At 64.4% G+C, this 25,214-nt stretch carries 18 protein-coding genes; 15 read left to right on the top strand and 3 right to left on the bottom strand.

All coding sequences use genetic code 11. From position 1 onward, the window contains the following. Window positions 1-8 precede the first annotated feature (8 nt). Window positions 9-494 (bottom strand): hypothetical protein, encoded by a 486-nt coding sequence (locus BMI90_RS02595; RefSeq protein WP_078525655.1) that lies wholly within the window; start codon window positions 492-494, stop codon window positions 9-11. After that, window positions 487-1,452, bottom strand: coding sequence for an aspartate carbamoyltransferase catalytic subunit (locus tag BMI90_RS02590; RefSeq protein ID WP_078525653.1), 966 nt, complete (start codon window positions 1,450-1,452; stop codon window positions 487-489). Before BMI90_RS02590 ends, BMI90_RS02595 begins: the two co-directional genes overlap by 8 nt. 97 nt (window positions 1,453-1,549) lie before the next feature. Here BMI90_RS02590 and BMI90_RS02585 point away from each other — a divergent pair, with 97 nt between their 5' ends. The 3 genes from BMI90_RS02585 (at window position 1,550) to BMI90_RS02575 (ending at window position 7,365) form a co-directional block, all read left to right on the top strand. Further along, entirely contained in the window at window positions 1,550-2,374 is an 825-nt protein-coding gene (locus BMI90_RS02585) for a uracil-DNA glycosylase (protein WP_078525651.1), read from the top strand. Between the two features lie 160 nt (window positions 2,375-2,534). Then, a complete protein-coding gene (locus BMI90_RS02580) occupies window positions 2,535-3,995 on the top strand; it encodes an efflux RND transporter periplasmic adaptor subunit (RefSeq protein ID WP_078525649.1) in 1,461 nt (486 codons plus the stop codon). 1 nt (window position 3,996) lies between these two features. Further along, window positions 3,997-7,365 (top strand): efflux RND transporter permease subunit, encoded by a 3,369-nt coding sequence (locus BMI90_RS02575; protein ID WP_078525646.1) that lies wholly within the window; start codon window positions 3,997-3,999, stop codon window positions 7,363-7,365. A 21-nt stretch (window positions 7,366-7,386) separates the two neighbouring features. On the opposite strand, the gene BMI90_RS02570 is transcribed toward BMI90_RS02575, so the two are convergent. Then, complete coding sequence (locus BMI90_RS02570; RefSeq protein WP_078525643.1) at window positions 7,387-8,199, bottom strand: protein-disulfide reductase DsbD domain-containing protein; 813 nt, start codon at window positions 8,197-8,199, stop codon at window positions 7,387-7,389. Window positions 8,200-8,363: 164 nt separating this feature from the next. Here BMI90_RS02570 and BMI90_RS02565 point away from each other — a divergent pair, with 164 nt between their 5' ends. From BMI90_RS02565 to BMI90_RS02510, 12 genes are all read left to right on the top strand, one after another. Next, window positions 8,364-8,924, top strand: a complete 561-nt coding sequence (locus BMI90_RS02565; protein ID WP_078525641.1) for a YqgE/AlgH family protein — start codon at window positions 8,364-8,366, stop codon at window positions 8,922-8,924. Window positions 8,925-9,150: 226 nt separating this feature from the next. Next, entirely contained in the window at window positions 9,151-10,770 is a 1,620-nt protein-coding gene (locus tag BMI90_RS02560) for a peptide ABC transporter substrate-binding protein (protein WP_348638919.1), read from the top strand. Between the two features lie 65 nt (window positions 10,771-10,835). After that, complete coding sequence (gene oppB / locus BMI90_RS02555) at window positions 10,836-11,759, top strand: oligopeptide ABC transporter permease OppB (RefSeq protein WP_078525636.1); 924 nt, start codon at window positions 10,836-10,838, stop codon at window positions 11,757-11,759. Between the two features lie 22 nt (window positions 11,760-11,781). After that, window positions 11,782-12,684, top strand: coding sequence for an ABC transporter permease subunit (locus BMI90_RS02550; protein ID WP_246831476.1), 903 nt, complete (start codon window positions 11,782-11,784; stop codon window positions 12,682-12,684). Between the two features lies 1 nt (window position 12,685). After that, window positions 12,686-13,663, top strand: a complete 978-nt coding sequence (locus BMI90_RS02545; protein WP_078525632.1) for an oligopeptide/dipeptide ABC transporter ATP-binding protein — start codon at window positions 12,686-12,688, stop codon at window positions 13,661-13,663. Beyond that, window positions 13,660-14,673, top strand: coding sequence for an oligopeptide/dipeptide ABC transporter ATP-binding protein (locus tag BMI90_RS02540; RefSeq protein ID WP_078525631.1), 1,014 nt, complete (start codon window positions 13,660-13,662; stop codon window positions 14,671-14,673). The genes BMI90_RS02545 and BMI90_RS02540 overlap by 4 nt, the downstream gene beginning before the upstream one ends. A 148-nt stretch (window positions 14,674-14,821) precedes the next feature. Beyond that, on the top strand, window positions 14,822-16,789 hold the full coding sequence (locus BMI90_RS02535) for a bifunctional 2',3'-cyclic-nucleotide 2'-phosphodiesterase/3'-nucleotidase (RefSeq protein ID WP_078525629.1): 1,968 nt from the start codon (window positions 14,822-14,824) through the stop codon (window positions 16,787-16,789). A gap of 174 nt (window positions 16,790-16,963) precedes the next feature. Next, window positions 16,964-18,148, top strand: a complete 1,185-nt coding sequence (locus BMI90_RS02530) for an efflux RND transporter periplasmic adaptor subunit (protein WP_078527178.1) — start codon at window positions 16,964-16,966, stop codon at window positions 18,146-18,148. A 6-nt stretch (window positions 18,149-18,154) separates the two neighbouring features. Beyond that, complete coding sequence (locus BMI90_RS02525) at window positions 18,155-21,241, top strand: efflux RND transporter permease subunit (protein WP_078525627.1); 3,087 nt, start codon at window positions 18,155-18,157, stop codon at window positions 21,239-21,241. A 104-nt stretch (window positions 21,242-21,345) separates the two neighbouring features. Next, on the top strand, window positions 21,346-21,531 hold the full coding sequence (locus tag BMI90_RS02520; RefSeq protein ID WP_078525625.1) for a PLDc N-terminal domain-containing protein: 186 nt from the start codon (window positions 21,346-21,348) through the stop codon (window positions 21,529-21,531). A 30-nt stretch (window positions 21,532-21,561) separates the two neighbouring features. Further along, complete coding sequence (locus BMI90_RS02515) at window positions 21,562-23,217, top strand: FMN-binding glutamate synthase family protein (RefSeq protein ID WP_078525623.1); 1,656 nt, start codon at window positions 21,562-21,564, stop codon at window positions 23,215-23,217. Between the two features lies 1 nt (window position 23,218). Further along, entirely contained in the window at window positions 23,219-24,934 is a 1,716-nt protein-coding gene (locus BMI90_RS02510; RefSeq protein WP_078525621.1) for a thiamine pyrophosphate-dependent enzyme, read from the top strand. The last annotated feature ends 280 nt before the right edge of the window (window positions 24,935-25,214 follow it).

The following is a 25,214-nucleotide window of genomic DNA, read 5'->3' as shown; positions in this document are numbered from 1 at the left end:
CTCTCGCCTCACTTCGCCACCAGCTTGCGCGCGGCTTGCGCGCTTTCGATCTCGCGCACCACCGGGGCCGCATCGGCGAGGTGGCGGATCAGGTGCTTGTCACCACCCTTCGTCACCACCTGCACGTCGCCCATCAGCGAGCGCACGGCGTCGATCTCGAGCAGCATGACCTGCTTGCCCTGCGGTCCGATCAACCTCCGGTCGGTGAGCTGCCAGCGCCGCGCGAAGGCTTCCGAGCGGAAATAGAGCCCCCGCAGCGCCATCCCGAGCACGATGGCGAAAGCCGCGATCGTCACCTGATTGCCCTTGCCGAGCCAGAACAACACCGCCGAGACGATCACCGCCCCGATCACCGCGAGCACGGCGTGATCCGTCCAGTAGCGTTTTTGATCGGGGGTGAAGATGGCCAGAACCTGTTCGCCCTCGTCGAGCGGCAATTCGCTTTCCGGGCCGGGGCGGTAATTGAGAACCTCGTCGCGTTCGATCTTAGACATAGGTCTCTCCCGCGAGCGCGCGGCCGCGTTCGGCGCGCAGGTTGCGCGCCAGCAGGTCCATCACCGCCATGCGCACTGCCACGCCCATTTCCACCTGTTCCTGGATGACCGAGCGGTTGATGTCGTCGGCGATGGTGCCGTCGATCTCGACGCCGCGGTTCATCGGCCCCGGATGCATCACGATCGCATCGTCCTTGGCATAGGCGAGCTTCTCGGCGTCGAGACCATAGCGGTGGAAATACTCGCGCTCCGACGGGATGAAACCGCCATCCATGCGCTCTTTCTGAAGCCGCAGCATCATCACGACGTCGGCGTCCTTCAGCCCTTCGCGCATATCGTCATAGACCTCGCAGCCGAACTCGGACACGCCCGAAGGCATCAGGGTCGGCGGTGCGATCAGGCGCACGCGGTTCTCCATCTTGCCGAGCAGGATCAGGTTCGAGCGCGCCACCCGGCTGTGGGCGACATCGCCGCAGATCGCGACGGTCAGTCGATGGATGCGGCCTTTCTCGCGCCGGATCGTCAGCGCATCGAGAAGCGCTTGCGTCGGGTGTTCATGCTTGCCGTCGCCCGCATTGATGACCGCGCATTCGACCTTCTGCGCCAGCAGGTCCACCGCGCCCGACGAACCATGCCGCACCACCAGCAGATCCGGGTGCATCGCGTTGAGCGTCAATGCCGTGTCGATCAGCGTCTCGCCTTTTTTCACGCTCGATGTCTGCATCGACATGTTCATCACATCCGCGCCGAGCCGCTTTCCGGCCAGCTCGAAGCTCGACTGCGTCCGCGTCGAGTTCTCGAAGAACATGTTGATCGCGGTCAGCCCTGCCAGCGCGTCGGTTTTCTTCACCGTGCGGCGGTTGAGATCGACATATTGTTCGGCGAGGTCGAGAACGGTGAGGATATCCTCGGGGCTCAGATGCTCGATCCCCAGCAGGTGCCTTGGGCGAAAAGCCATTGCGCGATGCTCCGATTAGACTGGTTCGCTTATGGCAAACGGGGGGGCGGGCGTCCAGCCGCTTTACCGTCGCGGGGCGGCGGCTTAGGGTGGCGCAATGGAGACTCAGCCGACATCCGAACTCGACTATCACGCCGCTCTGGCCGCCCTCGAATGGCAGCTGGAAATGGGCGTCGATACCGCGATCGCGGATGAGCCCTTCGATTGCTACGAATTGCCCGAGAAATCCGCGCAGGCGAAGGCGCGCGCGCCCGAGGCGGCGGCCGCGCCCGATCCGGCCTTGCCGCCGGTGGCTCAGGTCGCGCTGGTCGAGGGGCCCGATCCGGTCGTGGTGGCGCGCGAGGCGGCGGGCAAGGCCGAAACTCTCGAAGCGCTGCGCGCGGCGATCGAGGCCTATGACCTGTGTGATTTGAAGATGGGGGCGCGCAACACGGTCTTTGCCGATGGCAAACCGGCCGCGCGGTTGATGATTATCGGCGAGGCGCCGGGGCGTGACGAAGACCAGAAGGGCCTGCCCTTCGTGGGACGTGCGGGGCACCTGCTCGACAAGATGTTCGCGGCAATCGGCCTTTCGCGGCAATCGCCCGATGCCGAGGCCGCGCTCTATATCACCAATGTCCTGCCCTGGCGTCCGCCGGGCAATCGCGATCCCGAGCCCGCCGAGATCGCTCAGATGCTGCCCTTCCTCGCCCGTCACGTCGATCTGGCCGATCCCGACCTGATCGTTCTGATGGGCAATGCCGCCTGTTCGGCCGCGCTTGGCAAGCGTGGCATCCTGCGGCTGCGCGGCACCTGGGCCGAGGCTTTCGGCCGACCGGCCCTTCCGATGACCCATCCGGCCTATCTGCTGCGCAACCCGGCCGCCAAACGCGAAGCGTGGGCGGATCTTCTGTCGCTGCGCGCGCGGCTCGATCAGGGCTGAAAATCGCGCCAAACCGTCGCAGATCCGTGAAAAAGTGACGGACGCGGCGCCCTGCCACGTAGAGAAAACCATTCCCCGTGCCTATTTCGGCGGGGTAACATGTTCTCGCGCGAATGTGGGTGACGGTGAGCGCCCGCTCAATATTGAGACTGGAGTCGACATGCGGTTTCTGACCCGCTCCCTGATGGGGCTGTTTCTACTGGCCTTGACGCTGGGCCTGCTCGCGATGGGCGGGTTCTCGATCTACAAGGCAGTCGAGGCGCGCAAGGCGCGGGGTGGAAATGCACAGATGCAACGCGAGCGGGTCTTCGCGGCCAATGTGATGCCGGTCGAGTTCGGCACCATCGCACCGGTGCTGACCGCCTACGGCGAGGTGCGTTCGACGCGCGAGTTGGAACTGCGCGCGGCTGCTGCCGGGACGATCGTGGAACTTGCGCCCGATTTCGAGGACGGCGCGGAGGTCGAGAAGGGTCAGCTTCTGGTGAAGCTCGATCCGGCCGAAGCCCAGGCGGCCCGCGATAGCGCTGCGGCGTCGGTGGCCGAGGCGGAGGCCGCGCTTGCGCAGGCCGAGCGCGCCTTGCTCATCGCCCGCGACGATGTGAGCGCCGCGCAGCGTCAGGCCGATCTGCGGCGCAAGGCGCTCGACCGGCAGCAATCGCTTTCGGATCGCGGCGTGGGTTCGGCCGCGACACTGGAGACAGCGGAGCTTGCGTCTTCTGCCGCCGATCAGGCAGTACTCAATCGTCGCTCGGCGCTCTCGAGTGCGCAGGCGCAGCTCGATACCGCGCGCACCGGGCTGACCCGGGCGAAGATCACGCTCTCGGAGGCCGAACGCAAACTCGCCGATACCGAGATCCGTGCCGAATTCGCGGGCCGTCTGGCCGAGGTGAACGCGGTGGCGGGCGGCCTGGTGTCGACCAACGAGATGCTGGGCAAGCTGATCGACCCGGCCGCGCTGGAGATTGCCTTTCGCGTCTCGACTGCGCAATTCGCGCGGTTGACCGACACGCGGGGTGAGCTGCGCGACCTCCCTGTCTTGGTCGAACTGGTGGCCGGAGAAGAAACGTTGACCGCCCAGGGGCGGCTCTCGCGTGTCTCGGCCGCCGTCGATGATGGCGTGACGGGGCGGCTGCTCTTTGCGCGGATCGAGGACGGTGCCGCGAACCTGCGTCCGGGCGATTTCGTCACCGTGCGTCTGAGCGAACCCGCGCTCGACACTGTGGCAGAGATCCCCTCGGCGGCGGTCGATGCCAAAAGCACGGTGCTCGTGCTCGGGGCCGAGGATCGGCTGGATGAGGCGCCGGTCACCATTCTGCGCCGCCAGGGCGATGCGGTGATCATTCGCGCGAGTTTTGCCCCCGGTACCGAGATCGTGACCGAACGCACTCCGCTTCTGGGCCGCGGTATCAAGCTGCGCCCGATGCGCCCCGGTCAACCCGAAGCGGCCGCTGGTCCCGAGACGATGAAGCTCGACCCGGCGCGGCGCGCGAAACTGATCGATTTCGTCGAGGCGAACCCCGCCATGCCCGACCGCGCCAAACAGCGCTTCCTCGCCGAACTGAAGCAGGACGAGGTGCCTGTCGCGACCGTCGAGAAGCTCGAATCGCGGATCGGGGGCTGAGATGGCAGCGAATCTGGACCCCAGGGAATTGCCACCCGCGCGCGGACTGATCGGAATGTTCACCCGCCACGCGACGCTCGCCAATATCGTGCTCGTGGTGATGCTCTGCGCCGGTCTGATCGCGCTGCCGCGGATGCGCGCGCAGTTCTTTCCCGACTCGGTCGAGGAATCGGTGTCGGTCTCGGTCACCTGGGAAGGGGCGGGGGCCGAAGAGGTCGATCGCGCCATCGTTCAGGTGCTCGAACCTTCGCTGATCGCGGTGGAGGGTGTCGAGAATTCGGAAAGCCGTGCATCCGAGGGCTCGGCCCGCATCAGCCTGGATTTCGAACCCGGCTGGGACATGTCGCGCGCGGTCAACGATGTCGAGAACGCGCTGGCGACAGCGGGCGACCTTCCCGAAGGGGCCGAGGAGCCAGAGGTCAACCGGGGCGTCTGGCGCGACACTGTGACCGATCTGGTGATCACCGGGCCGCTTTCGACCGAACAGCTCGGGCGGCTGGGCGACGAGGCGGTGGTACGGCTTTACCAGCAAGGCGTCACGCGCACAGCCTTGGCCGGGATCGCCGCGCCCGAGACCGTGGTCGAGGTTCCGACCGTCTCGATGATGGCGCATGACGTGACGCTCACGCAGATCATCAACGTGATCGCCGCCGAGGCCGCGACCGATCCTGCGGGCGATGTGGCGGGCGGTGCGACCCGTGTCACCACCGGCGAGGAACGCCGCTCCGCCCCCGAGATCGCGGCGCTTGTGATCCGCACGGAGCCCGATGGATCGCAGCTCACCGTGGGCGATGTCGCGCGCATCCATGTCGCAGGCGGCGATCGCAACAAGGCTTATTTCGTCGGTGACCATCCGGCCGTGGTGATCAACGTTGCGCGCTCGGCGGCAGGGGATGCGATCGCCATTCAGAAGAAGGTGCAGGCCGTGGTCTCGCAGATGGAGCCGACGCTCCCTGCCGGGACCACGATGGATCTCGTGCGCACGCGCTCCGACCGGATCACGCAGCGCCTCGACCTGCTGGTGAATAACGGCGTTCTGGGCCTTGGGCTCGTGCTGGCGCTGCTGTTCCTGTTCCTCAATGCGCGTACCGCCTTCTGGGTGGCGATGGGTATCCCAACCTCGATGGCGGCGGCTCTGGCAGTGATGTATTTCTCCGGCATGACGCTGAACATGATCTCGATCTTCGCGCTCATCCTGACGCTGGGGATCGTGGTCGATGATGCGATCGTGGTGGGCGAGCACGCCGATTTCCGCGCGCGCCACCTGGGCGAGCATCCCACGCTGGCGGCCGAGAACGGTGCGCGGCGCATGGCCGCCCCGGTCTTCGCCTCGACCCTGACGACGGTGATCGCCTTCGCGGGCCTGACCGTGATCGGCGGGCGCATGGGCAACATGATCGTCGATATTCCCTATACCGTGATCGCGGTGCTGCTGGCCTCGCTGGTCGAGTGTTTCGTGATCCTGCCCAATCACATGAGCCACGCATTGCGCCATACCTCGGAAGGCAAGTGGTATGACTGGCCTTCGCGTCAGGTGAATCGCGGGCTCGACTGGTTTCGCCGGAAGGTGATGAAGCCGCTGACGCGGGCGATTGTCACAGCGCGCTATCCGGTCATCGCGGCGGCGATCGCACTGCTCTTGTGGCAGGTCTCGTTCGTGATGTCGGGCAAGGTGCAGTGGCGTTTCTTCAACCCGCCCGAGCAGTCCACCGTGAACGGCTCCTTCTCGATGGTCGAGGGCGCGACGCGCGCTGACACCGAGGCGATGATGCGCGCGATGCAGGCGACTGTGACGCGCGTCGCCAAGGAGTTCGAAGACGAATACGGCGTGAACCCGGTCGAATACGCCATCGCGCAAATCGGCGGGGCGTCGGGGCGTGCGCTCGCCTCGGCCGATACCAAGGGCACCGATCTGCTCGGCTCGATCTCGATCGAGGTGATCGACCCCGATTACCGTCCCTATTCGAGCTTCGATTTCGTCTCGCGACTGCAACAGGAAACGCCGCGCCTGCCGCTGGTCGAGGAGATCAGCTTCCGCCGCTTCTCGATGGGCGGGGCGGGTGACGGGATCGCGGTGCAGTTCTCGGGCGCGGAGACGCGGGTGCTCAAGGAGGCCGCCGAGGATCTCAAGACGGCGCTGGCGCAATTCCCCGAAGTTTCCGCGGTCGAGGATAACCTCGCCTATGACAAGCAGGAGCTGGTGCTCGACCTCACCCCGCAGGGCGATGCGCTGGGCTTCGATATCGCGACGCTCGGGCGCGAACTGCGCGCGCGCCTGAACGGGACCGAAGCGGCGAGCTTCCCCGATGGCGTGCGCTCCGCCACGATCCGGGTGGAACTTCCGCCCGAGGAACTGGCCGCCGATTTCATCGACCGGATGCAGCTGCGTACGCCCGCAGGCCAATGGGTGCCGCTCGCCGATATCGTCTCGGTGCGCAGCCAGACCGGCTTCTCGACGATCCGGCGCGAGGATGGGGTGCGGCAGGTCTCGGTGACGGGAGATGTCTCCGAGGACGATCCAGCGCGGGCCAATGCGATCCTGACCCAGGTCGAGACCGAGATCCTGCCGCGTATCGCCGAGGAGCGCGGCGTGGCCTATGTGATGTCGGGCCAGGCCGAACAGGAACGCGATTTCATGTCCGATGCCACGGTTGGCCTGTCGATGGTGGTGATCGGGATCTATATCGTGCTCGCCTGGATCTTCGCGAGCTGGACCCGGCCGCTGGTGGTGATGTCGGTCATCCCCTTCGGCGCGGTCGGTGCGATCTGGGGCCATTACATCTGGAACCTGCCGATGTCGATGTTCGCCGTTGTCGGCGGGATCGGCATGGTGGGGATCATCATCAACGACGCGATCGTGCTGATCTCTACCGTGGATGAATATGCCGAGAGGCGCGGCATCGTCCCGGCCATCGTCGATGCGGTTTCCGATCGCCTGCGCCCGGTGCTTTTGACCACACTGACGACCGTGCTGGGCCTTGCGCCGCTCCTTTATGAACAGTCGAGCTCGGCGCTGTTCCTGAAATCCACCGTCATCACGCTGGTCTACGGTCTGGGCTTCGGCATGGTGATCGTGCTGCTGGTCGTACCCGCGATGCTCGCGATCCAGCTCGATTTCGGGCGCCAGATCACGGCGGTGCGCCATGGCGCGCGCGTGGTGAAGCTGCGCGGCATTCTGGGCGGTGTCGCGGCGCTCCTGATCGTGGCTCTCGCGATCACGCTGGGCCGCGCGATGCTGACGGGTCAGGCGATGATGCCCGCCTTCGGAGGCTTTGCGCTGATCGCCACGATGATCGTGCTTGCCGCTGGGCTGATCGCGCCGCGCTTGCTGCGTGGTCATATCCGCCACATGGCGCCGCCCGAGGGCTGATAGGCCTAGGCCGGGGAAGGCTTAGTCGTCGCAACCCTTGATCTGCACCGGGCCGCGATCCGAGAGCACGGTGATGCGCACGTCGCTGAGATCGAGGTCGAAAGGTTGCGCCTCGGGCGGAACAAAGTCGGCTGAGGCCACGAGCACATCGCCCTCGCGGTGGCTGGTCGCTTCCGAAACCCAGACCGGTTTCGAGGCGAGCTCGAACAGGGTCTCTTCCGGACCGATGGCAGGCGGCAGGTCGATCCGCGCGGTGACTTTGACGCCGTCGCGCACCGGCTCGGTCTGGCAATGCGTTCTGGCATCGACCGATTTCGGCTCTGCGGCCAGTGCCTGTTCGATCCGCGGATCGGGCGCGCCTTGGCCCGAAAGCTCCGCATCGAGACGCAGCGTTACTGGCACGCAGATCCGGTCGCAGATCCCGATCATCGCCTCGGCCTTCAGTGCCACCGGTTTCGCGGGATCGGCGGGCGTGATCGAGACCGGCAGCAGCACACCGTCGTGATAGCCGATCGTGCGCATCCCGGCGGAGGTGAAGATCTCCGGCGCGGGCCAATGCAATCTCACTGCGGCAACGTTCCGCGAGCCTGAAAAGTCGACGCGTGGCGGGATGCCCGCATCGCCCGGCGTGCGCCAATAGGTCTTCCAGCCCGGTGCCAGCGAAATCTCCAGCGCCGCCACGCGCGAGCCGTCCGCCCGCTGCCAGCCGGGCAGCAACTCGGCGTTCTCCAGCCCCGGCGGAGGAGGCGGCGTCGGCAGGGCGCTTTGCTGCGCGTGCGCGGCAAAGGGCATGGTGGCAAGTGCAAGGCTCAGGACTGGTAACAGACGTGTCATGCTCTCTCCCTAGCCTCTGCCGCGTGCCTGCCAAAGTCACAAACGCGACAGGCCGTTGCAACAATTGGCCCGCGATTTCGTCTGGCGGTCGCAACAGCCTTGAACCCGACTGCGCGCGACGCCACCTTTAGATAAGCAGCGATAGATCTCAAAGGACTGCGACAATGGATCTCACGGGCAAATTCCTGATCGCGATGCCGGGCATGGGCGATCCGCGCTTCGAGCATTCGGTGATCGCGGTCTGCGCACATTCGCCCGAGGGGGCGATGGGGCTGATCGTCAACAAGCCGCTGCCCAAGCCCGATTTTTCCGAACTTCTCGAGACGCTCGGGATCGAAGAGCCGGGTTCCGACATTCGCCTCAACCGCCCGATCCTCTTCGGCGGCCCGGTCGAGACCGGGCGGGGCTTCGTGCTGCATTCGCCCGACTGGCGGCGCAGCGAGGGGCAGATGGAAGTGACCGACCGGCTGCGGATGACCGGCACGCGCGACATCCTCGAGGATATCGCGATGGGGCGTGGTCCCGATCAGGCGCTGATGGCCTTGGGCTATGCGGGCTGGGGTCCGGGGCAGCTCGAGGAGGAGATCCTCGACAATGGCTGGCTCATCGCTGACAGCGATGCCGATCTTGCACTCGATGGCGATCACGCGACCAAGTGGACGCGCGCGCTCGAGGGCATGGGAATCGACCCGCGCACCCTGTCTGCGGCTGCCGGCCACGCCTGATCGCGGTATTTCGTTTCGCTTTTTGCGTGTGTCGCGCAAGTTTTGCGAAGATTTTACGGCTTCACGCGAAAGCCCGCTCACATGGATGTGACCGTCGCCACGTCAGACTTGCACGTGCGGTGAAGTTCGCTCTTGATGGCGCATCAATGAAAAACCGGGGGGTGCTCAACTCGCCCTTAGGTTGCGCGGCTTGACGCTCCGACCCCGGAAAAATCGGAGGTATCCCTTGAAGTCCATAGCCGCGATTTCCGCCCTCGCCCTGATGCTGGGCAGCGCCGCACCCGTTCTTGCCCAGTCGAGCCACGTCCCCGAAGGCACCAAGCTCGCCGCGAACCAGACCTTCACGTACTGGATGCAGGACGATCTCAAGACGCTCGATCCCGATCTGAACACCTCGAAGGACGGCAATGACGTGCTGCACCAGCTCTTCGAGGGGCTCTACGACCAGGATGCCGAAGGCAATCTCGTGCCGGCGCTCGCGACCAGCTTCGATGTCTCCGACGACAAGATGACCTACACGTTCCACCTGCGCGAGGGTGCGAAATGGTCGAATGGCGATCCGGTCACCGCGCAGGATTTCGTCTATGCCTGGCAGCGCCTCGCCAATCCGAACACTGCCTCGGATTACGCCTGGTACATGGAACTGATGCAGGTGAAGAATGCCCATGACGTGATCGCGGGCGAGAAGCCGCTGACCGATCTGGGGGTGAAGGCGATCGACGACATGACCCTTGAGGTCCAGCTCGAAACCCCGATTCCCTATTTCCGCCAGATGCTGGTGAACTCCTCGACCTTCCCTGTGCCGCAGAAGGTGGTCGAGAAGTTCGGCTCGGACTGGACGAAGCCCGAGAACATGGTCTCGAACGGGGCCTATAATCTCAAGTCGTGGAAGATCGGCGAGAGCATCGAGCTGATGAAGAGCGACAGCTATTGGGATGCAGCGAACACCACGCTCACCGATCTCAAATTCGTCCCGATCACCGATCTCAACCAGGCGCTCACGCGTTATGAGGCGGGCGAACTGGACTTCGTGCAGACCCCGGCGGGCCAGTATCCGCGCCTCAAGGACGAGTATCCGGATCAGGCTTTCGCCCCGCCGCGTTCGTGTTCGTATTCCTACATCTTCAACGTGGGTGACAGTGGCCCCGAGGCACTGAAGGACGTGCGCGTGCGCAAGGCGCTCAGCTACGCGATCAACCGCGACATCATCGTCGACAAGATCCTCAAGGGCGGCCAGAAGCCGGCCTATAGCTGGACCCACTGGGCGACCGCGGGCTTCACCATGCCCGAGACGGATTACTCGACGATGACCCAGGACGAGCGCATGGCGAAGGCCAAGGAGCTGCTGAAAGAGGCAGGCTACGGTCCCGAAAATCCGCTCAAGCTGCGTCTCATGTATAACACCTCGTCGGATCACAAGAAGCTCGCCATCGCGGTGCAGCAGTTCTGGAAGCCGCTCGGGATCGACGTCACGCTCGAGAATTACGAGTGGAAGGTCTATCTCGAGAAACAGCAGCAGCACGATTTCGATATTTCGCGCTACGGCTGGTGCGCGGATTACAACGAACCCTCGACCTATCTCGACGTGCTGACCTCGTGGTCGGATCAGGACGTGGGCGAGTGGAAGGACCCGGCCTATGACGCGCTGCTGAAAGACAGCAAGACCGCCGCCGATCCGCAGGCCGATTACACCAAGGCCGAGCAGATCCTCGCCGAGCAGATGCCGCTCGCGCCGGTCTATCACTACTCGCTGCCGATGCTGCTGAACTCGCAGATTAAGGGTTACCCGTTCGAGAACGTGGAGCTGAACTGGTACGCGAAGAACATGTATCGCACGGCGAAGTAAGCCGCGCTGACCCAAATCGGGCGGGCTGAGCGATCGGCCCGCCCGAGCCATTCCGGGGTAATCGTATGATCGTCTATATTCTCAAGCGTCTGGCCATTGCGATCCCGACGCTGCTCACGCTTATCATCGCGAGCTTCGTGCTGATGCATGTGGCGCCGGGCGGGCCTTTCACCGCCGAGCGCGCCGTGCCGCCCGAAGTTCTTGCCAATCTCAACGCGAAATACGGGCTCGACCAGCCGCTGTGGCGCCAGATCGCCACCTATCTGTGGAACGTGGTGGCGCATTTCGATTTCGGACCCTCGTTCACCTACAAGGACCGCTCGGTGAACGACATCATCGCGCAGGGCTTTCCGGTGACGCTGACCTATGGTTTCCTTAGCTTCATCACCGCCGTTCTGGTCGGGGTGAGTCTCGGTGTGACGGCCGCGATCAAGCGCAATTCTTGGCTCGACTATCTCGCCGTCGGCATCTCGATCGGCGCGCAGGTGCTGCCGAATTTCGTGATGGCGCCGATCCTCGTGCTGATCTTCACCCTCGCGCTGCACTGGCTGCCGGGTGGCGGCTGGAGCTTCGACGATCCGCGGTTCTGGATCATGCCGGTGATCGCGCTCTCGACCTCCTACATGGCCTCGATCGCGCGGATCACGCGGTCTTCGATGCTGGAAACATTGAGCTCGAACCACATCCGCACCGCGCGCGCCAAGGGCCTGCCGAAGCGCAAGATCATCCTGCGGCACGCGCTCAAACCCGCGCTGCTGCCGGTGATCTCCTATCTCGGGCCGGCCTTTGTCTCGATGATCACAGGCTCGGTGATCGTGGACGTGTATTTCACCACGGGCGGGATCGGCAAAAGCTTCGTCGATAGCGCGCTCAACCGCGATTACGCGGTGATGATGGGGATCACGATCCTGCTGGGCACGCTCACCATCCTGTTCAACCTTGTCGTCGACATCATCTACGGATGGATCGACCCGAAAATCCGGTATTGAGATGGTCATAGATGAAACCAAGATGACCTCGCTGGCCGAGGCAACGAGCCGCGAGGACGTGGCGGGCCGCTCGCTCTGGGCCGATGCGCGCCGCCGCTTCTTCCGCAACAAGGCAGCGATCTTCGGGCTGGGGCTGCTGATCTTCGTCGTGAGCTTCGCGCTGTTCGGCAACTGGCTGGCGGCGTGGAACAATTCCGATATCGATTATGACGTGATGGGCGACGCCATGGCGTCTGCGCCGTCCCTTGCCAATGGCCACTATTTCGGCGCCGACGATCTGGGGCGCGATCTGTTCGCGCGCACCGTCCAAGGAACCCAGATCTCGCTGCTGGTGGGCGTGATCGGCACGCTCATCGCGGTCTCTGTGGGCACGGTTTACGGTGCGATCTCGGGCTATTTCGGCGGCCGTGTCGACGGGTTCATGATGCGCCTCGTCGATATCCTTCTGGCGATCCCCTACATGTTCGTGCTGATCCTTCTGCTGGTGATGTATGGCCGCTCGATCGGAATGCTGTTTGTGGGCGTCGGCCTGATCTCGTGGCTGGAGATGGCGCGGATCGTGCGGGGCCAGACCCTGACCCTGAAGAACCGCGAATATGTCGAGGCCGCCCGCGCCATCGGCGTGCCTGCACCCACGATCATCCGCCGCCATATCCTGCCGAACCTCGTGGGCGTGGTGGTGGTCTTCGCGACGCTTCTGGTTCCGCTGATGATCCTGACCGAGAGCTTCATCTCCTTCCTTGGCCTTGGCGTGCAGGAACCGCAGACCTCGCTTGGCGCGCTGATCTCGGAAGGGGCGGGAACGATGAGCTACGGCACGCTCTGGCAGCTGGCCTTTCCCCTCTTCTTCTTCGTCATCACCCTCTTCGGTTTCTATTTCGTGGGGGACGGGCTGCGCGATGCGCTCGACCCGAAGGAGCGCTGATATGGCCTTGCTGGACGTAAAAGACCTCAATGTCCGTTTCGCGACGCCCGAGGGCGAGATTCACGCGGTCAACGGCGTCAGCTTCGCGCTGGAAAAGGGCGAGGCGCTGGGGATCGTGGGCGAGTCCGGGTCGGGCAAGTCGCAGCTCAGCTTCTCGATCCTCGGGCTGTTGGCGGCGAATGGCCGGGCCTCGGGCTCGGTCAAGTTCGACGGGCGCGAGATCCTGAACCTGCCGGAAGCGGAGCTGAACAAGATCCGGGCCGAGAGAATCGCGATGGTGTTCCAGGACCCGATGACGGCGCTCAACCCCTATATGCGGATCTCGGACCAGATGGCCGAGGTGCTGATGCTGCACAAGGGACTGAGCAAGCGCAATGCGGTGGCCGAGGCCGCGCATATGCTCGATCTGGTGAAAATCCCGGATGCGAAGAACCGCGTGCGTCTGTTCCCGCATGAATTCTCGGGCGGGATGCGCCAGCGCGTGATGATCGCGATGGCGCTCTTGTGCAAACCCGATGTGCTGATCGCGGATGAGCCGACCACGGCGCTCGACGTGACGGTTCAGGCGCAGATCATGGACCTGCTGGGCGAGCTGCGCCGCGAGCTGGGGATGGCGACCGTGCTGATCACCCATGACCTCGGCGTCGTCGCGGGCTTCTGCGAACGTGCGATCGTGATGTATGGCGGTCAGGTGATGGAGCAATCGCCTGTCGATCCGCTTTTCGCACAGCCGACCCATCCCTACACGCGCGGGCTTCTCGGCGCGTTGCCGCGTCTCGATGCAGAGGTCGCGATGACCCCGATCCGGGGTAACCCGCCGAACATGACGGGCGCGCCGAAAGGTTGCCCGTTCTGCCCGCGCTGCGACTTTGCCGAAGAGATCTGCGCGCAGAATATGCCGCCGCTGACGCAATTCGCCCCGGGACGTGCGCGGGCCTGTCACCGTTCCATTGAAACGATCGAGGAGGCCGCCGCATGACGACCCCGCTGATCGAGGCCCGCGACGTTCGGGTCACGTTCGACATCCGCCGCGCCTCGGACCTGCCGTGGCACACGCCGCCGCAGCTGCGCGCGGTGAATGGCGTGAGCTTCAAGCTCGAACAGGGCAAGACGCTCGGCATCGTGGGTGAGTCCGGTTGCGGCAAGTCCACGCTGGCGCGCGCGCTGATCCGCATGCTGCCCGCCGAGGGCGAGGTGATCTGGGAGGGCAAGACCGATCTGCTCAAGCTGTCGCCGCGGCAGATGCTGAAATACCGCTCCGACATCCAGATGATCTTCCAGGACCCGCTGGCCTCGCTCGATCCGCGCATGACGGTGGGCGAGATCATTGCCGAGCCCCTGCGCACCCATCGCCCGAAGATGGGCCGTGCGGCGCGCAAGGAGAAGGTCCGCGAGGTGATGGAGAAGGTCGGGTTGCTGCCGAACCAGATCAACCGCTACCCGCACGAGTTCTCGGGCGGCCAGTGCCAGCGCATCGGCATCGCCCGCGCGCTGGTGGTGGAGCCGAAGCTCTTGATCTGCGACGAGCCCGTCTCGGCGCTCGACGTCTCGATCCAGGCGCAGGTGATCGCGCTTCTCGAAGAACTGCGCCGCGATCTCGGGCTCACGATCGTCTTCATCGCCCATGACCTGAGCGTCGTGCGCCATGTCTGCGACGAGGTGATGGTGCTCTATCTGGGGCAGATGATGGAGGCCGGTGCGACCGAGAAGCTCTTCACCGAGCCGCAGCACCCTTACACCCAAGCGCTCTTGTCGGCGGTGCCGATCCCCGATCCGGAGGTCGAGCGCAACAAGGTACTGATCGCGCTGGAAGGCGACCTGCCGAGCCCGCTCAACCCGCCGTCGGGCTGCCCGTTGCGCACGCGCTGCCCGCGCGCAACCGACATCTGCGCGACGAAGCCGCCGACTGCTCAGATCGCGGGGCGGCAGGTGTTCTGTCACCATCCCGGGCCTGCGCCCGAAGTGCAGGCGGTCCTTGCGGAAAGCTGAAAACTTGGGCGACGGGTGGGGGCGCCCCCGCCCGCTCACGCCAATTTGCGCCGATTGCCGCGAAGGTATTTTTCCGATCGGTCAAATCGCTGTTACGCTCCGGGAATAGAGCGCTCCGTCAAGGAGCCAATGTCCCCGGAGGAACCCCATGTCGCTCATGTCGCGCCGTCATTTCCTGATCACGACCACTGCCGCCGGCGGGTTGGTGATGGTCCATCCGTTCACCGCGCACGCTGCTGCCGGACAGGCTCACCTGCGCCTGCTCTGCACCACCGATATTCACTGCCATATCCGACCCTACGACTATTACGCCGACAAGCCCGTCGATACGGTCGGCCTGTCGCGAACCGCACAGCTGATCGAAGGGGTGCGCGCGGAAGCCGCCAATACGATGACCTTCGACAACGGCGATTACATGCAGGGCAACCCCATGGCCGATTACATCGCCTATTCGAAGGGGATGAAAGAGGGCGACACGCACCCAGTGATCGCGGCGATGAACCTGCTCGGCTACGATTGCGGCACGCTCGGGAACCACGAGTTCAATTACGGGATGGATTTCCTCAAGAAGGTGAACGACCGCGCGAACTACCCGATGGTCTGTGCGAACTTCGCGCATAAGCTCGGGGCTTCCCCGCGCGAGGACGACCTTTACCTGCCGCCCTACCTGATCCTCGATCGCGACCTGACCGACGGGGCGGGGAACAAGATGCCGATCCGCATCGGGGTGATCGGGTTCGTGCCGCCGCAGATCATGCAATGGGACCGCGCGCATCTCGAAGGCGATTATCAGACCCGCGATATCGTGCAGGCGGCCGAAGCCTGGGTGCCGCAGATGCGCGAGGAGGGCGCCGACCTCATCGTCGCGCTCGCCCATACGGGGATCGACAACGGCCCGCAAAGCGACGGGATGGAGAACGCGGCCTTCTATCTTGCGGGTGTTGACGGGATCGACGCGGTGATCACCGGTCACCAGCACCGCAACTTCCCGGGCAAGGATTTCGACGGCCCCGGGATCGACAACGAGAAGGGCACGCTACAGGGCAAACCGGCGGTGCAGGCGGGCTTCTGGGGCAACCATATGGGCCTGATCGACCTGATGCTGAGCCATGACGGCGGCAAGTGGCAGATCGCGGCGCATAGCTCCGAGATCCGCCCGATCTTCTCGCGCGGCGAGGATCGGTCGATCACCCCGCTGACCGCCGATTACGAGCCGGTTCTGGCAAGTTCCAACGCGGTGCATGAAGAAACTCTGACCTATGTCCGAGCGAAAGTGGGCGAGACCTCGGCGCCGCTTTATTCCTATTTCGCGCTGGTGGCCGATGATCCGTCGGTGCAGATCGTCTCGAACGCGCAGATCTGGTATGTGAAGACGCTGCTCGAGGGCACCCCCGAGGGCAAACTGCCGCTCCTGTCGGCGGCAGCGCCCTTCAAGGCGGGCGGGCGCGGTGGCCCGGACTATTACACGGACGTTCCCGCGGGCCCGGTCGCGATCAAGAACGTGGCCGATCTCTACCTCTACCCGAACACGCTGCAGGTGGTGAAAGTGACCGGCGGGCAGGTGAAGGACTGGCTGGAACGCTCGGCGGGCATGTTCAACCAGATCGAACCGGGCGCGAAGGATGCCACGCTTCTGAACCCCGATTTCCCGTCCTACAATTTCGACGTGATCGACGGGGTGACCTATCAGATCGACCTCACCCAGCCCTCGAAATACGACAGCGACGGCAATCTGGTGAATGCGGATGCGAACCGGATCGTCGATCTGAGCTATCAGGGCAGGCCGATCGACCCGCAGGCGGAGTTCGTGATCGCGACGAACAATTACCGCGCCTCGGGCGGGGGCAGCTTCCCCGGTGCGGATGGCTCGACGGTGATCTACCGAGCGCCCGACACCAACCGCGACGTGATCGTGCGCTACATCCACGAGGCCGGCACGATCAATCCGAAGGCCGATGCGAACTGGAGCTTCGCGCCTGCGGGCGGAGCCACGGTTTTGTTCGAGACCGGCCCCAAGGCCGCAGGCTATCTCGAAGATGTGAAGTCGCGCGGGCTGAAGATCGAACCGGCCGGAGACGGCGAGGGGGGCTTCGCGCTCTATCGGATCACGTTGTGATATACTTGAAGGTAATGGGTTTCAGGGGGCGCTTCGGCGCCCCTTTCACATGGTCGAGCCATGATCCCTGCGCATGGCCGCTCTCGTTCAAGTGGCGACAGATAATGAGACCGCTATCGTAAGAGAGGCCAATTCGCCGGAATGGATCGGCACAAGAACGGGGAGAATGGACGCATGGGCTTTGGTGCAATGGCACGGCGCGCGGTTTTGGCGGCGCTGGCGAGTGGAGTGATGAGTGTCGCAGCCTTTGCGCAAGGGGTGTCCGGTGCGGCCAGCGCGCCGACCGAGGTCGGCGTGATGCAGGTTCAGACCCAGGCTGTGCCCTATATCGTCACCCTGCCGGGCCGCGCGGTGGCCTATGAGCAGACCGATATCCGACCGCGTGTGGCGGGCACCATCGCCTCGATCGATTATGAGGCCGGTCACCGGGTGAAGATGGGCGATCCGCTTTTCCATATCGATGACGACACCTACCGGGCCGAACTCACCGCCGCGCAGGCCGAGAGAGCCAGCGCCGAGGCCAATGTGAAGGCCGCGCAGGCGCAGGTGGACCGCTACACCAAGCTCGAACAGACTTCTGTCTCGATCAGCGACCTGGAAAGTGCGCAGGTCACGCTGGCGCAGGCCAAGGCGTCGCTTCTGACTGCGCAGGCCGATCTGCAAACCGCCCAGCTCAATCTTGACCGCACGGTGATCCGCTCGCCGATCGACGGGGTGCCGGATGTGGCGCAGGTCTCGGTGGGCTCGCTGGTGACGGCAAACCAGACGGATGCGCTGACCACGGTGACGCGGCTCGATCCGATCTATGTCGATGTCTCGGAAAGCTCGGCGCGGATCATGCGGGTGCGCCAGCGGATCAGCCAGGGCACGCTTCAGCGCGGCGAGGAGCTCAAGGTCTCGCTGCTCTTGGAAACGGGGGAGGAATATGACGGGACCGGCACGCTGATCAGTCCCGGCGCGACGGTGTCCTCGACCACCGGAACGGTCGATTTCCGCTTCAAGTTCGACAATCCCGAGCGGCTGATCATGCCGGGGCAATTCCTGCGCGCGAAGATCACGCTGGGCACGACGCAGGCGATCCTCGTGCCGCAGCGCGCGACGACGCGGGAGGGTGACGGCTCGCTCTCGGCTTATATCGAGGCGGATGGCAAGGCGAAGAAGGTGACGCTGAGCACGGCGGGCACCTATCAGAACGCTTGGATCGTGACGGGCGGCGTCGCATCCGGCGATGAGGTGATCCTCGACGGGCTGAAGAACCTGCGCGACGGGGCCGAGATCAAGACAGTGCCGGTGACGATCAACGCCGAGGGTGTCGTGAAAGACGCAGCCCCGGCGGATACCACCGCCAAGGCGGAGTGAACCCAGATGATCCGCTTCTTCATTCACCGCCCCGTCTTCGCGATCGTGCTCGCGCTGGTGACGATCCTCGCCGGTGGCTATGCGATCACCCAACTGCCCGTCTCGCAATATCCCGAGGTGGCGCCCACCACGATCCGGATCTCTGCCAGTTACTCCGGCGCGACGGCGGCGGCGGTCGAGAACTCGGTCACCACACCGATCGAGGATGCGCTGACCGGGCTCGACGGGATGCTCTACATGGAGAGCTCGTCGCAGCAGGGATCGTCGCGCGTCACGATCACGTTCGACGGTTCTGTCGATCCGATCGACGCCGAGAACGAGGTGCAGACCAAGATCCGCAAGGTCGAAAGCACGCTGCCCGATGCGGTGCAAAGCTCCGGGGTGAGCGTCTCGCGGTCGTCCTCCGATATCCTGATGGTCGGCGCGCTGGTCTCGACCGACGGGCGGTTCTCGACCGTTGAGCTGGGCAATATCCTCGATACCGAGATCAAGGGGGCGATCGAGCGTACCACTGGCGTCGGCGGTCTCAATGTGTTCGGCTCGGGCTATGCGATGCGGGTTTGGCTCGATCCCTACAGGCTTGAACAATATCAGCTGACGCCCAACGACGTGACTTCGGCGGTGCAGGCACAGAACACGACTGTCTCGGTCGGGTCACTCGGTGATCTGCCGACGACTGAAGGCCAGCAATTCACCGCGACGATCACCGCGCAAAGCCAGCTCACCTCGGTCGAGCAGTTCGAGAAAATCCTGCTCAAGACCGAGAGCGACGGTTCGGCCGTCTATCTGGGCGATGTCGCGCGGATCGAGATCGGGCAGGAGGATTACGGTTCCAGGTCGAAGTTCAACAGCCAGAATGCGGCGGGCTTCGGCGTCAATCTCGCGAACGGGGCGAATGCGGTCGATACGGCGAGTGCGGTGCGCGCGACGCTTGCGCGTCTGGCGCCGTCCCTGCCCGAGGGCGTGGAGTTCCAGGTGGCCTATGACACCTCGCCCTTCGTCGAGCTGTCGATCGAGAAGGTTTATCACACGCTGGCCGAAGCGATCGTGCTGGTTCTGCTGGTGATCCTCGTGTTCTTGCAGAAATGGCGCGCGACGCTGATCCCCATCGTCGCGGTGCCGGTGGTGCTGATGGGCACTTTCGCGGTGCTGCTGGTCGCGGGCTATTCGATCAATACGCTGACGATGTTCGCGATGGTTCTGGCGATCGGCCTTCTGGTCGACGACGCGATCGTCGTTGTGGAAAACGTCGAGCGGGTGATGGAGGAAGAGGGCCTCAGCCCGCTCCGGGCGACCGAGAAGAGCATGTCGCAAATCACCGGCGCGCTGGTGGGCGTGGCGTTGGTCCTTTCGGCGGTGTTCCTGCCGATGGCCTTCTTTCCGGGGTCGACCGGGGTGATCTACCGGCAATTCTCGGTGACGATCATCACCGCCATGGTGCTCTCGGCCGTGGTCGCGCTGATCCTCACGCCCGCGCTTGCGGCAAAGCTGCTGCGTCCCGCGACGGGCCGAGCGATCGCACCGGCGCGCGCCTTCAACGCGGGCTTCGGCAAGGTGCAGTCGGGCTATTCCTCGTCCGTTGCGCGTATCCTGCGCAAGCCTTTCGCAATGGCGCTGGTGCTTGTTCTGGTGCTGGCTTCGGCCTGGGGCGTGGCCACGCGGCTGCCTTCGTCTTTCCTGCCCAGCGAGGATCAGGGCGTGCTGATGGCGATGGTGACCCTCTCGGAAGGCTCGACCACGGCGCAGACCTCCGACGTGGTGGACCAGATCACCGATTACATGCTCACGCAGGAGAAATCCGACGTGTCCTCGGTTTTCGCGACGCTCGGGTTCTCTTTTGGGGGCAGCGGACAGAATACCGCGATGGTCTTCACCAAGCTCAAGGATTTCGACGAACGCACCGGCGCGGACCAGACTGCTGCCGCCATTGCCGCGCGGGCCAATGCCCATTTCGCGGGGCTGCGCGCGGGCCAGGTGTTCTTCCTGCAACCGCCCGCGATCCGTGGCATCGGCAACACCTCGGGCTTCCAGATGTATCTGGTCGATCAGGCCAATAACGGGACCGACGCGCTCAAGGAGGCCGCCGACCAACTCGTGGCCGCAGCGAAAACCAACCCGAACCTGAGCAACGTCCGCGTCAGCGGCGACGAGAACAAGGCGGCGCTGCAGCTCGACATCGACCAGCAGAAGGCCGAGAGCTTCGGGCTGACGCTGAGCAGTCTCAACTCGATGCTTTCGGTGATCTTCGCGGGCAAGTCCGTCAATGATTTCGATCTCGACGGCAACCTCCGCCCGGTCATCGTGCAGGCGGACGCGCCCTATCGGATGCAGCCCGAGGATATCGACGGCTGGTATGCGCGCAACTCCAACGGAGAGATGGTGCCCTTCTCGGCCTTCATAACGACGAAATGGGTCTCGGTCGCGCCGAAATTGTCGCGCTACAATGCCACCAATGCGATCGAAATCTCGGGGCAGGCCTCGGAGAGCGCGAGCTCTGGCGCGGCGATGGATGCGATGGAGCAGCTGGTGAGCGACCTCCCCGGCGGTTACGGCATCGCCTGGACGGGGCTCAGCTATCAGGAGCGGCAATCGGGCGATCAGGCGCCCTACCTCTACGCGCTCTCTGTACTGGTGGTCTTCCTCTGCCTCGCGGCGCTCTACGAGAGTTGGTCGATCCCGCTTTCGGTGATGCTCGCCGTGCCGGTGGGGGTCCTGGGGGCACTGGGCGCCGCCTGGGTCTTCGGGCAGTCGAACGACGTCTATTTCAAGGTGGGCATCCTGACGACAATCGGACTTGCCGCGAAGAACGCGATCCTGATCGTGGAATTCGCGCGCAACCTCGAGGCCGAGGGCAAGGAGCTGGTTGCGGCGACCGTCGAGGCCGCGCGGCTGCGCCTGCGACCGATCCTGATGACCTCGCTGGCCTTCATGCTCGGCGTGGTGCCCCTGGCGATCGCGACGGGGGCAGGGGCGGCGGCGCAAAACGCGATCGGCATCGGCGTGCTGGGCGGCATGGCGGCGGCGACCTTCATCGGTGTCTTCATGGTGCCGGCCTTCTACGTGATCGTGCGCAAGCTGACCCCGGGGCGCTGAGCCTCGGGGGCAGCGATCACTTCGGCTTGAACGGGCGTTTGCGCGGAACAAAGCGCCCGACACGCGGGTTTCCTTTCCAACCTGACACGGAAAGGAGATACCCCATGCTGAGCATGATCGGGGGCCTCGTCGTCCTCATTCTCGATATCTGGGCCATCGTTTCGATCCTGAGCTCCGGTGCGTCCACCGGCTCGAAAGTGCTCTGGATCTTGTTGATCGTCATCCTGCCGCTTCTTGGCTTCGTGATCTGGCTCGTCGCGGGCCCCAAAGGCAATCAGGCGCTCACCTGATCACGTACCGAACGCCGCGAGGAGGAGATCATGAACGCGATCTTGCGCAATATCGTCCCCCTCGCGGCACTCTGCCTGAGCCTGCTGGTGCTCGCGCTGGCTGTCTGGATCAGCCCATGGTGGCTGATCCTTTTGCTGGTCACCCTGCCGGTGGTGGCGCTCGGACTTTATGACTATTTCCAGAAACGCTGGACCATCACCCGGAATTATCCGGTCGCCGCCCGCCTGCGCTGGCTGTTCTACGACCTGCGCCCCTTCCTGCGCGCCTATATCGTCGAGGGCGATCTGGAGGGCAAACCCTACCCCTACGAGGCGCGCAACCTCGTCCATGCCCGCGCCCGCGGCGAGACCGACACCCATCCTTTCGGCACGGAACGCGATGTCGCAGGCGAAGAATACCAGTGGGTGAACCATTCCATCGCCCCCGCAGACGATCCCGATACCGACCCGCGCGTCACCGTCGGCAATGAGCAATGCGCGAAACCCTATTCAGCCTCGGTGCTCAACATCTCGGCGATGAGTTTCGGCGCGCTTTCGGCCAATGCGGTCGAGGCGCTCAACTGGGGGGCCAAGCACGGCGGGTTCTACCACGACACCGGCGAGGGTGGCTTCTCGCCCTATCACCAAAAGCACGGCGGCGACATCGTCTGGGAGCTGGGCTCGGGCTATTTCGGTGCGCGCGACAAGGGTGGAAATTTCGACCCCTCGCTTTTCGCCGAACAGGCCAGCCGCGATCAGGTCAAGATGACCGAGATCAAGCTCAGCCAGGGCGCGAAACCGGGACATGGTGGCTTGCTCCCGGCTGCGAAGGTCACGCAGGAGATCGCCGAAACCCGCAAGGTCCCCGCCCATCAGGACTGCCTGAGCCCGCGCGGCCACAAGGCTTTCAAGACGCCCGCCGAGATGATGGAATTCGCCGCGAGAATGCGCGATCTGTCAGGGGGCAAGCCGGTCGGGCTGAAGCTTTGCATTGGCCAGCCGCACGAGGCTTTCGCGCTGGTGAAGGCGATGCAGAAGACCGGCATTTTCCCCGATTTCATCGTGGTCGACGGGGCTGAGGGCGGCACCGGCGCGGCACCGCTCGAGTTGTCCGATCATGTGGGGATGCCGCTGATCGACGGGCTTATCGTGATGCGCAACGCGCTGGTCGGGGCCGGGGTGAAGGACAAGGTGCGTCTTGCCGCCTCGGGCAAGGTCTATTCGGGCTACGGTCTTGCCCACAACCTCGCCATCGGTGCGGATTGGTGCAACGCGGCGCGCGCCTTCATGTTCTCGATCGGCTGCATCCAGGCGCAGCGCTGCCATCTCGGAACCTGCCCCACCGGCGTCACCACCCAGGATCCGCGCCGCCAGCGCGGTCTCGTTCCCGAGGTGCAGGGCGAACGCGCCGCGCGGTTCCACCGCAAGACCGTCGAGGCGCTGAGCGAGATCACCGCCTCGGCTGGCCTCAGGCATCCACGCGAACTCGAACCCCATCACATCGTGCACCGGATCGGCGTGACGCAGGCGCGCACCATCGACAAGGTCTATCCCTTCCTGCCCGAGGGCGTCCTCAACGATGATCCCGGCAGCACCGATTACGCCGATTGGTGGGCGGCGGCCGATCCCGACAGTTTCAAGCCGCGCACTGATCTGGGACGTGCACGCACCAGCCTTCACCACAATTCGCATTTGAAAGAGGCCTGACATGAGCAAGACAGTTTCCGACATCATCGCAGACACGCTGGTCGCCGCGGGCGCGCGGCGGGTCTATGGCATCGTGGGCGACACGATCAACCATTTCACCGATGCGGTGCGCCGCTCCGATCTCGACTGGGTTCATGTGCGCCACGAAGAGGTGGGCGCGCTCGCCGCGGGCGGGGAAAGCTACATGACGGGCGAATTGTCGGTCTGCGCGGGCACGACCGGGCCGGGAAGTCTCCATTTCGTCAACGGCATCTTCGAGAGCCATCGCAACGGTGCGCCTGTCGTGCTGATCGCGTCGAATGTCGCGCGGGCCGAGGAGGGTCTGGGTTTCCCGCAAGAGGTCGATCAGAAGAAGATCTATGAGCAAACCTCGGTGTTCTGCGAGAAGATCTCGCATCCCGATCAGGCCCGCCGGATCGTGGCCCAGGCCGCGCAGGCGGCGCTGACCCGTCATGGCGTGGCGGTGGTGGTCGTGAATGGGGACATGTTCCGCGAGACTGCTTCGGACGATCTGCCTTGGGATGTCCATCGCCCCGATCCGGTGATCCGCCCCTCCGAGGCCGAGATCGACGCGCTTGCCGCAATGATCGAAGCGGCCGAGCGTATCACGATCTATGCAGGTATCGGCGCGAGGGGCGCGGCGGCGCAGATTCGCGCACTCTCGGAGCGTCTCGCGGCCCCCGTCGCCCATACCACGCGCGCCAAGGAATTCATCGAACCCGACATGCCGAATAATGTCGGCATGACCGGAATCCTCGGCAATCGCGCCGGGATGCAGGCGGTCGGCGATTGCGATCTGTTGCTCTGCCTCGGCTCCGATTTCGCCTATACCCAGTTCTATCCCGGCAAGGCCCGGATCGTGCAGGTCGATATCGACCCCACCCGCCTCGGCCGCCGCGCGCCGGTCGATCTGGGGCTTGTGGGCGATGTCGGCGACACGATCGACGCACTCTTGCCGCGCCTGACGCCGCGCGAGCATGGCAGGCATCTCAACCGCGCTCTCAAATCCTATGCCGAAGATCTCAAGGGCTATCTGGAAAGCGCCGAGGAACCCGATCCAAGCCTGATCCACCCGCAGCATCTGACCGAGACGCTGGACCGGCTCGCGGCAAAAGACGCGATCTTCACCGCTGACGGCGGCTCGCCCATGGCCTGGTTGCTGCGCCACCTTTCGGCCAATGGCGAGCGCCGCTTTCTCACAAGCCTATTGCACGGCACGATGGCCAATGCCTATCCGCAGGCGCTTGGCATCCAGAAAGCCTATCCCGACCGCCAGGTGATTGCGATGTGCGGTGATGGCGGCATGACGATGCTGATGGGCGATCTGCTGACGCTGGTGCAGGAAAAACTCCCGGTGAAGCTGCTGATCTTCAACAACGCCTCGCTCGGCTTCGTCGAGATGGAGCAGCGCGTCGAGGGAATGCTCGACGCTTTCACCGAACTGCACAATCCCGATTTCGGCACCATGGCGCGGGCGATCGGGATGCAGGGCGCGCGGGTCGAGACGGCCGACAATCTCGAGGCCGCGATGACCGAATGGCTTGCCGCCCCCGGTCCGGCATTGCTCGATGTGAAAGTGAGCCGGATGGAGTTGGTCATGCCGCCGAAAATCGAGCCTTCCCAGGTCGCCTCGACCGCGCTTTTCGGTGTGAAGGCGGTGCTCAACGGGCGCGCGGACGAGGTCGTGTCGCTGATGCGCGACAACTTCCTGCGCTGAGCCTTCTTCTTGATCCAAATATCTCGGGGGAGTCGCCGTCAGGCGACGGGGGCAGCGCCCCCACTCCTGCGTTCGAACCTGCCTGCCTTCTGGAAAAGTCGCAGCCGCCGCAAAGGGGATGCGGCGGCTGCTGCCCGACAGAGACTTGTGTGGGGAATCTCCGTCAGGGTCTCGTGACGCCCCGAAAGAGGCGGTGATCACGCAACGCCCTCGGTAACGTTCAGCCCTTTCGTGCTGATCCCTCGCAGCGCACGGTTCTGTGCACCGGGAAAAAACACGC

The sequence above is a fragment of the Thioclava sp. L04-15 genome (genome assembly GCF_002020275.1).
In the GTDB taxonomy this organism is placed as follows: Bacteria; Pseudomonadota; Alphaproteobacteria; order Rhodobacterales; family Rhodobacteraceae; genus Thioclava; species Thioclava marina.
This window is presented reverse-complemented; position numbering and strand designations above follow the sequence as displayed.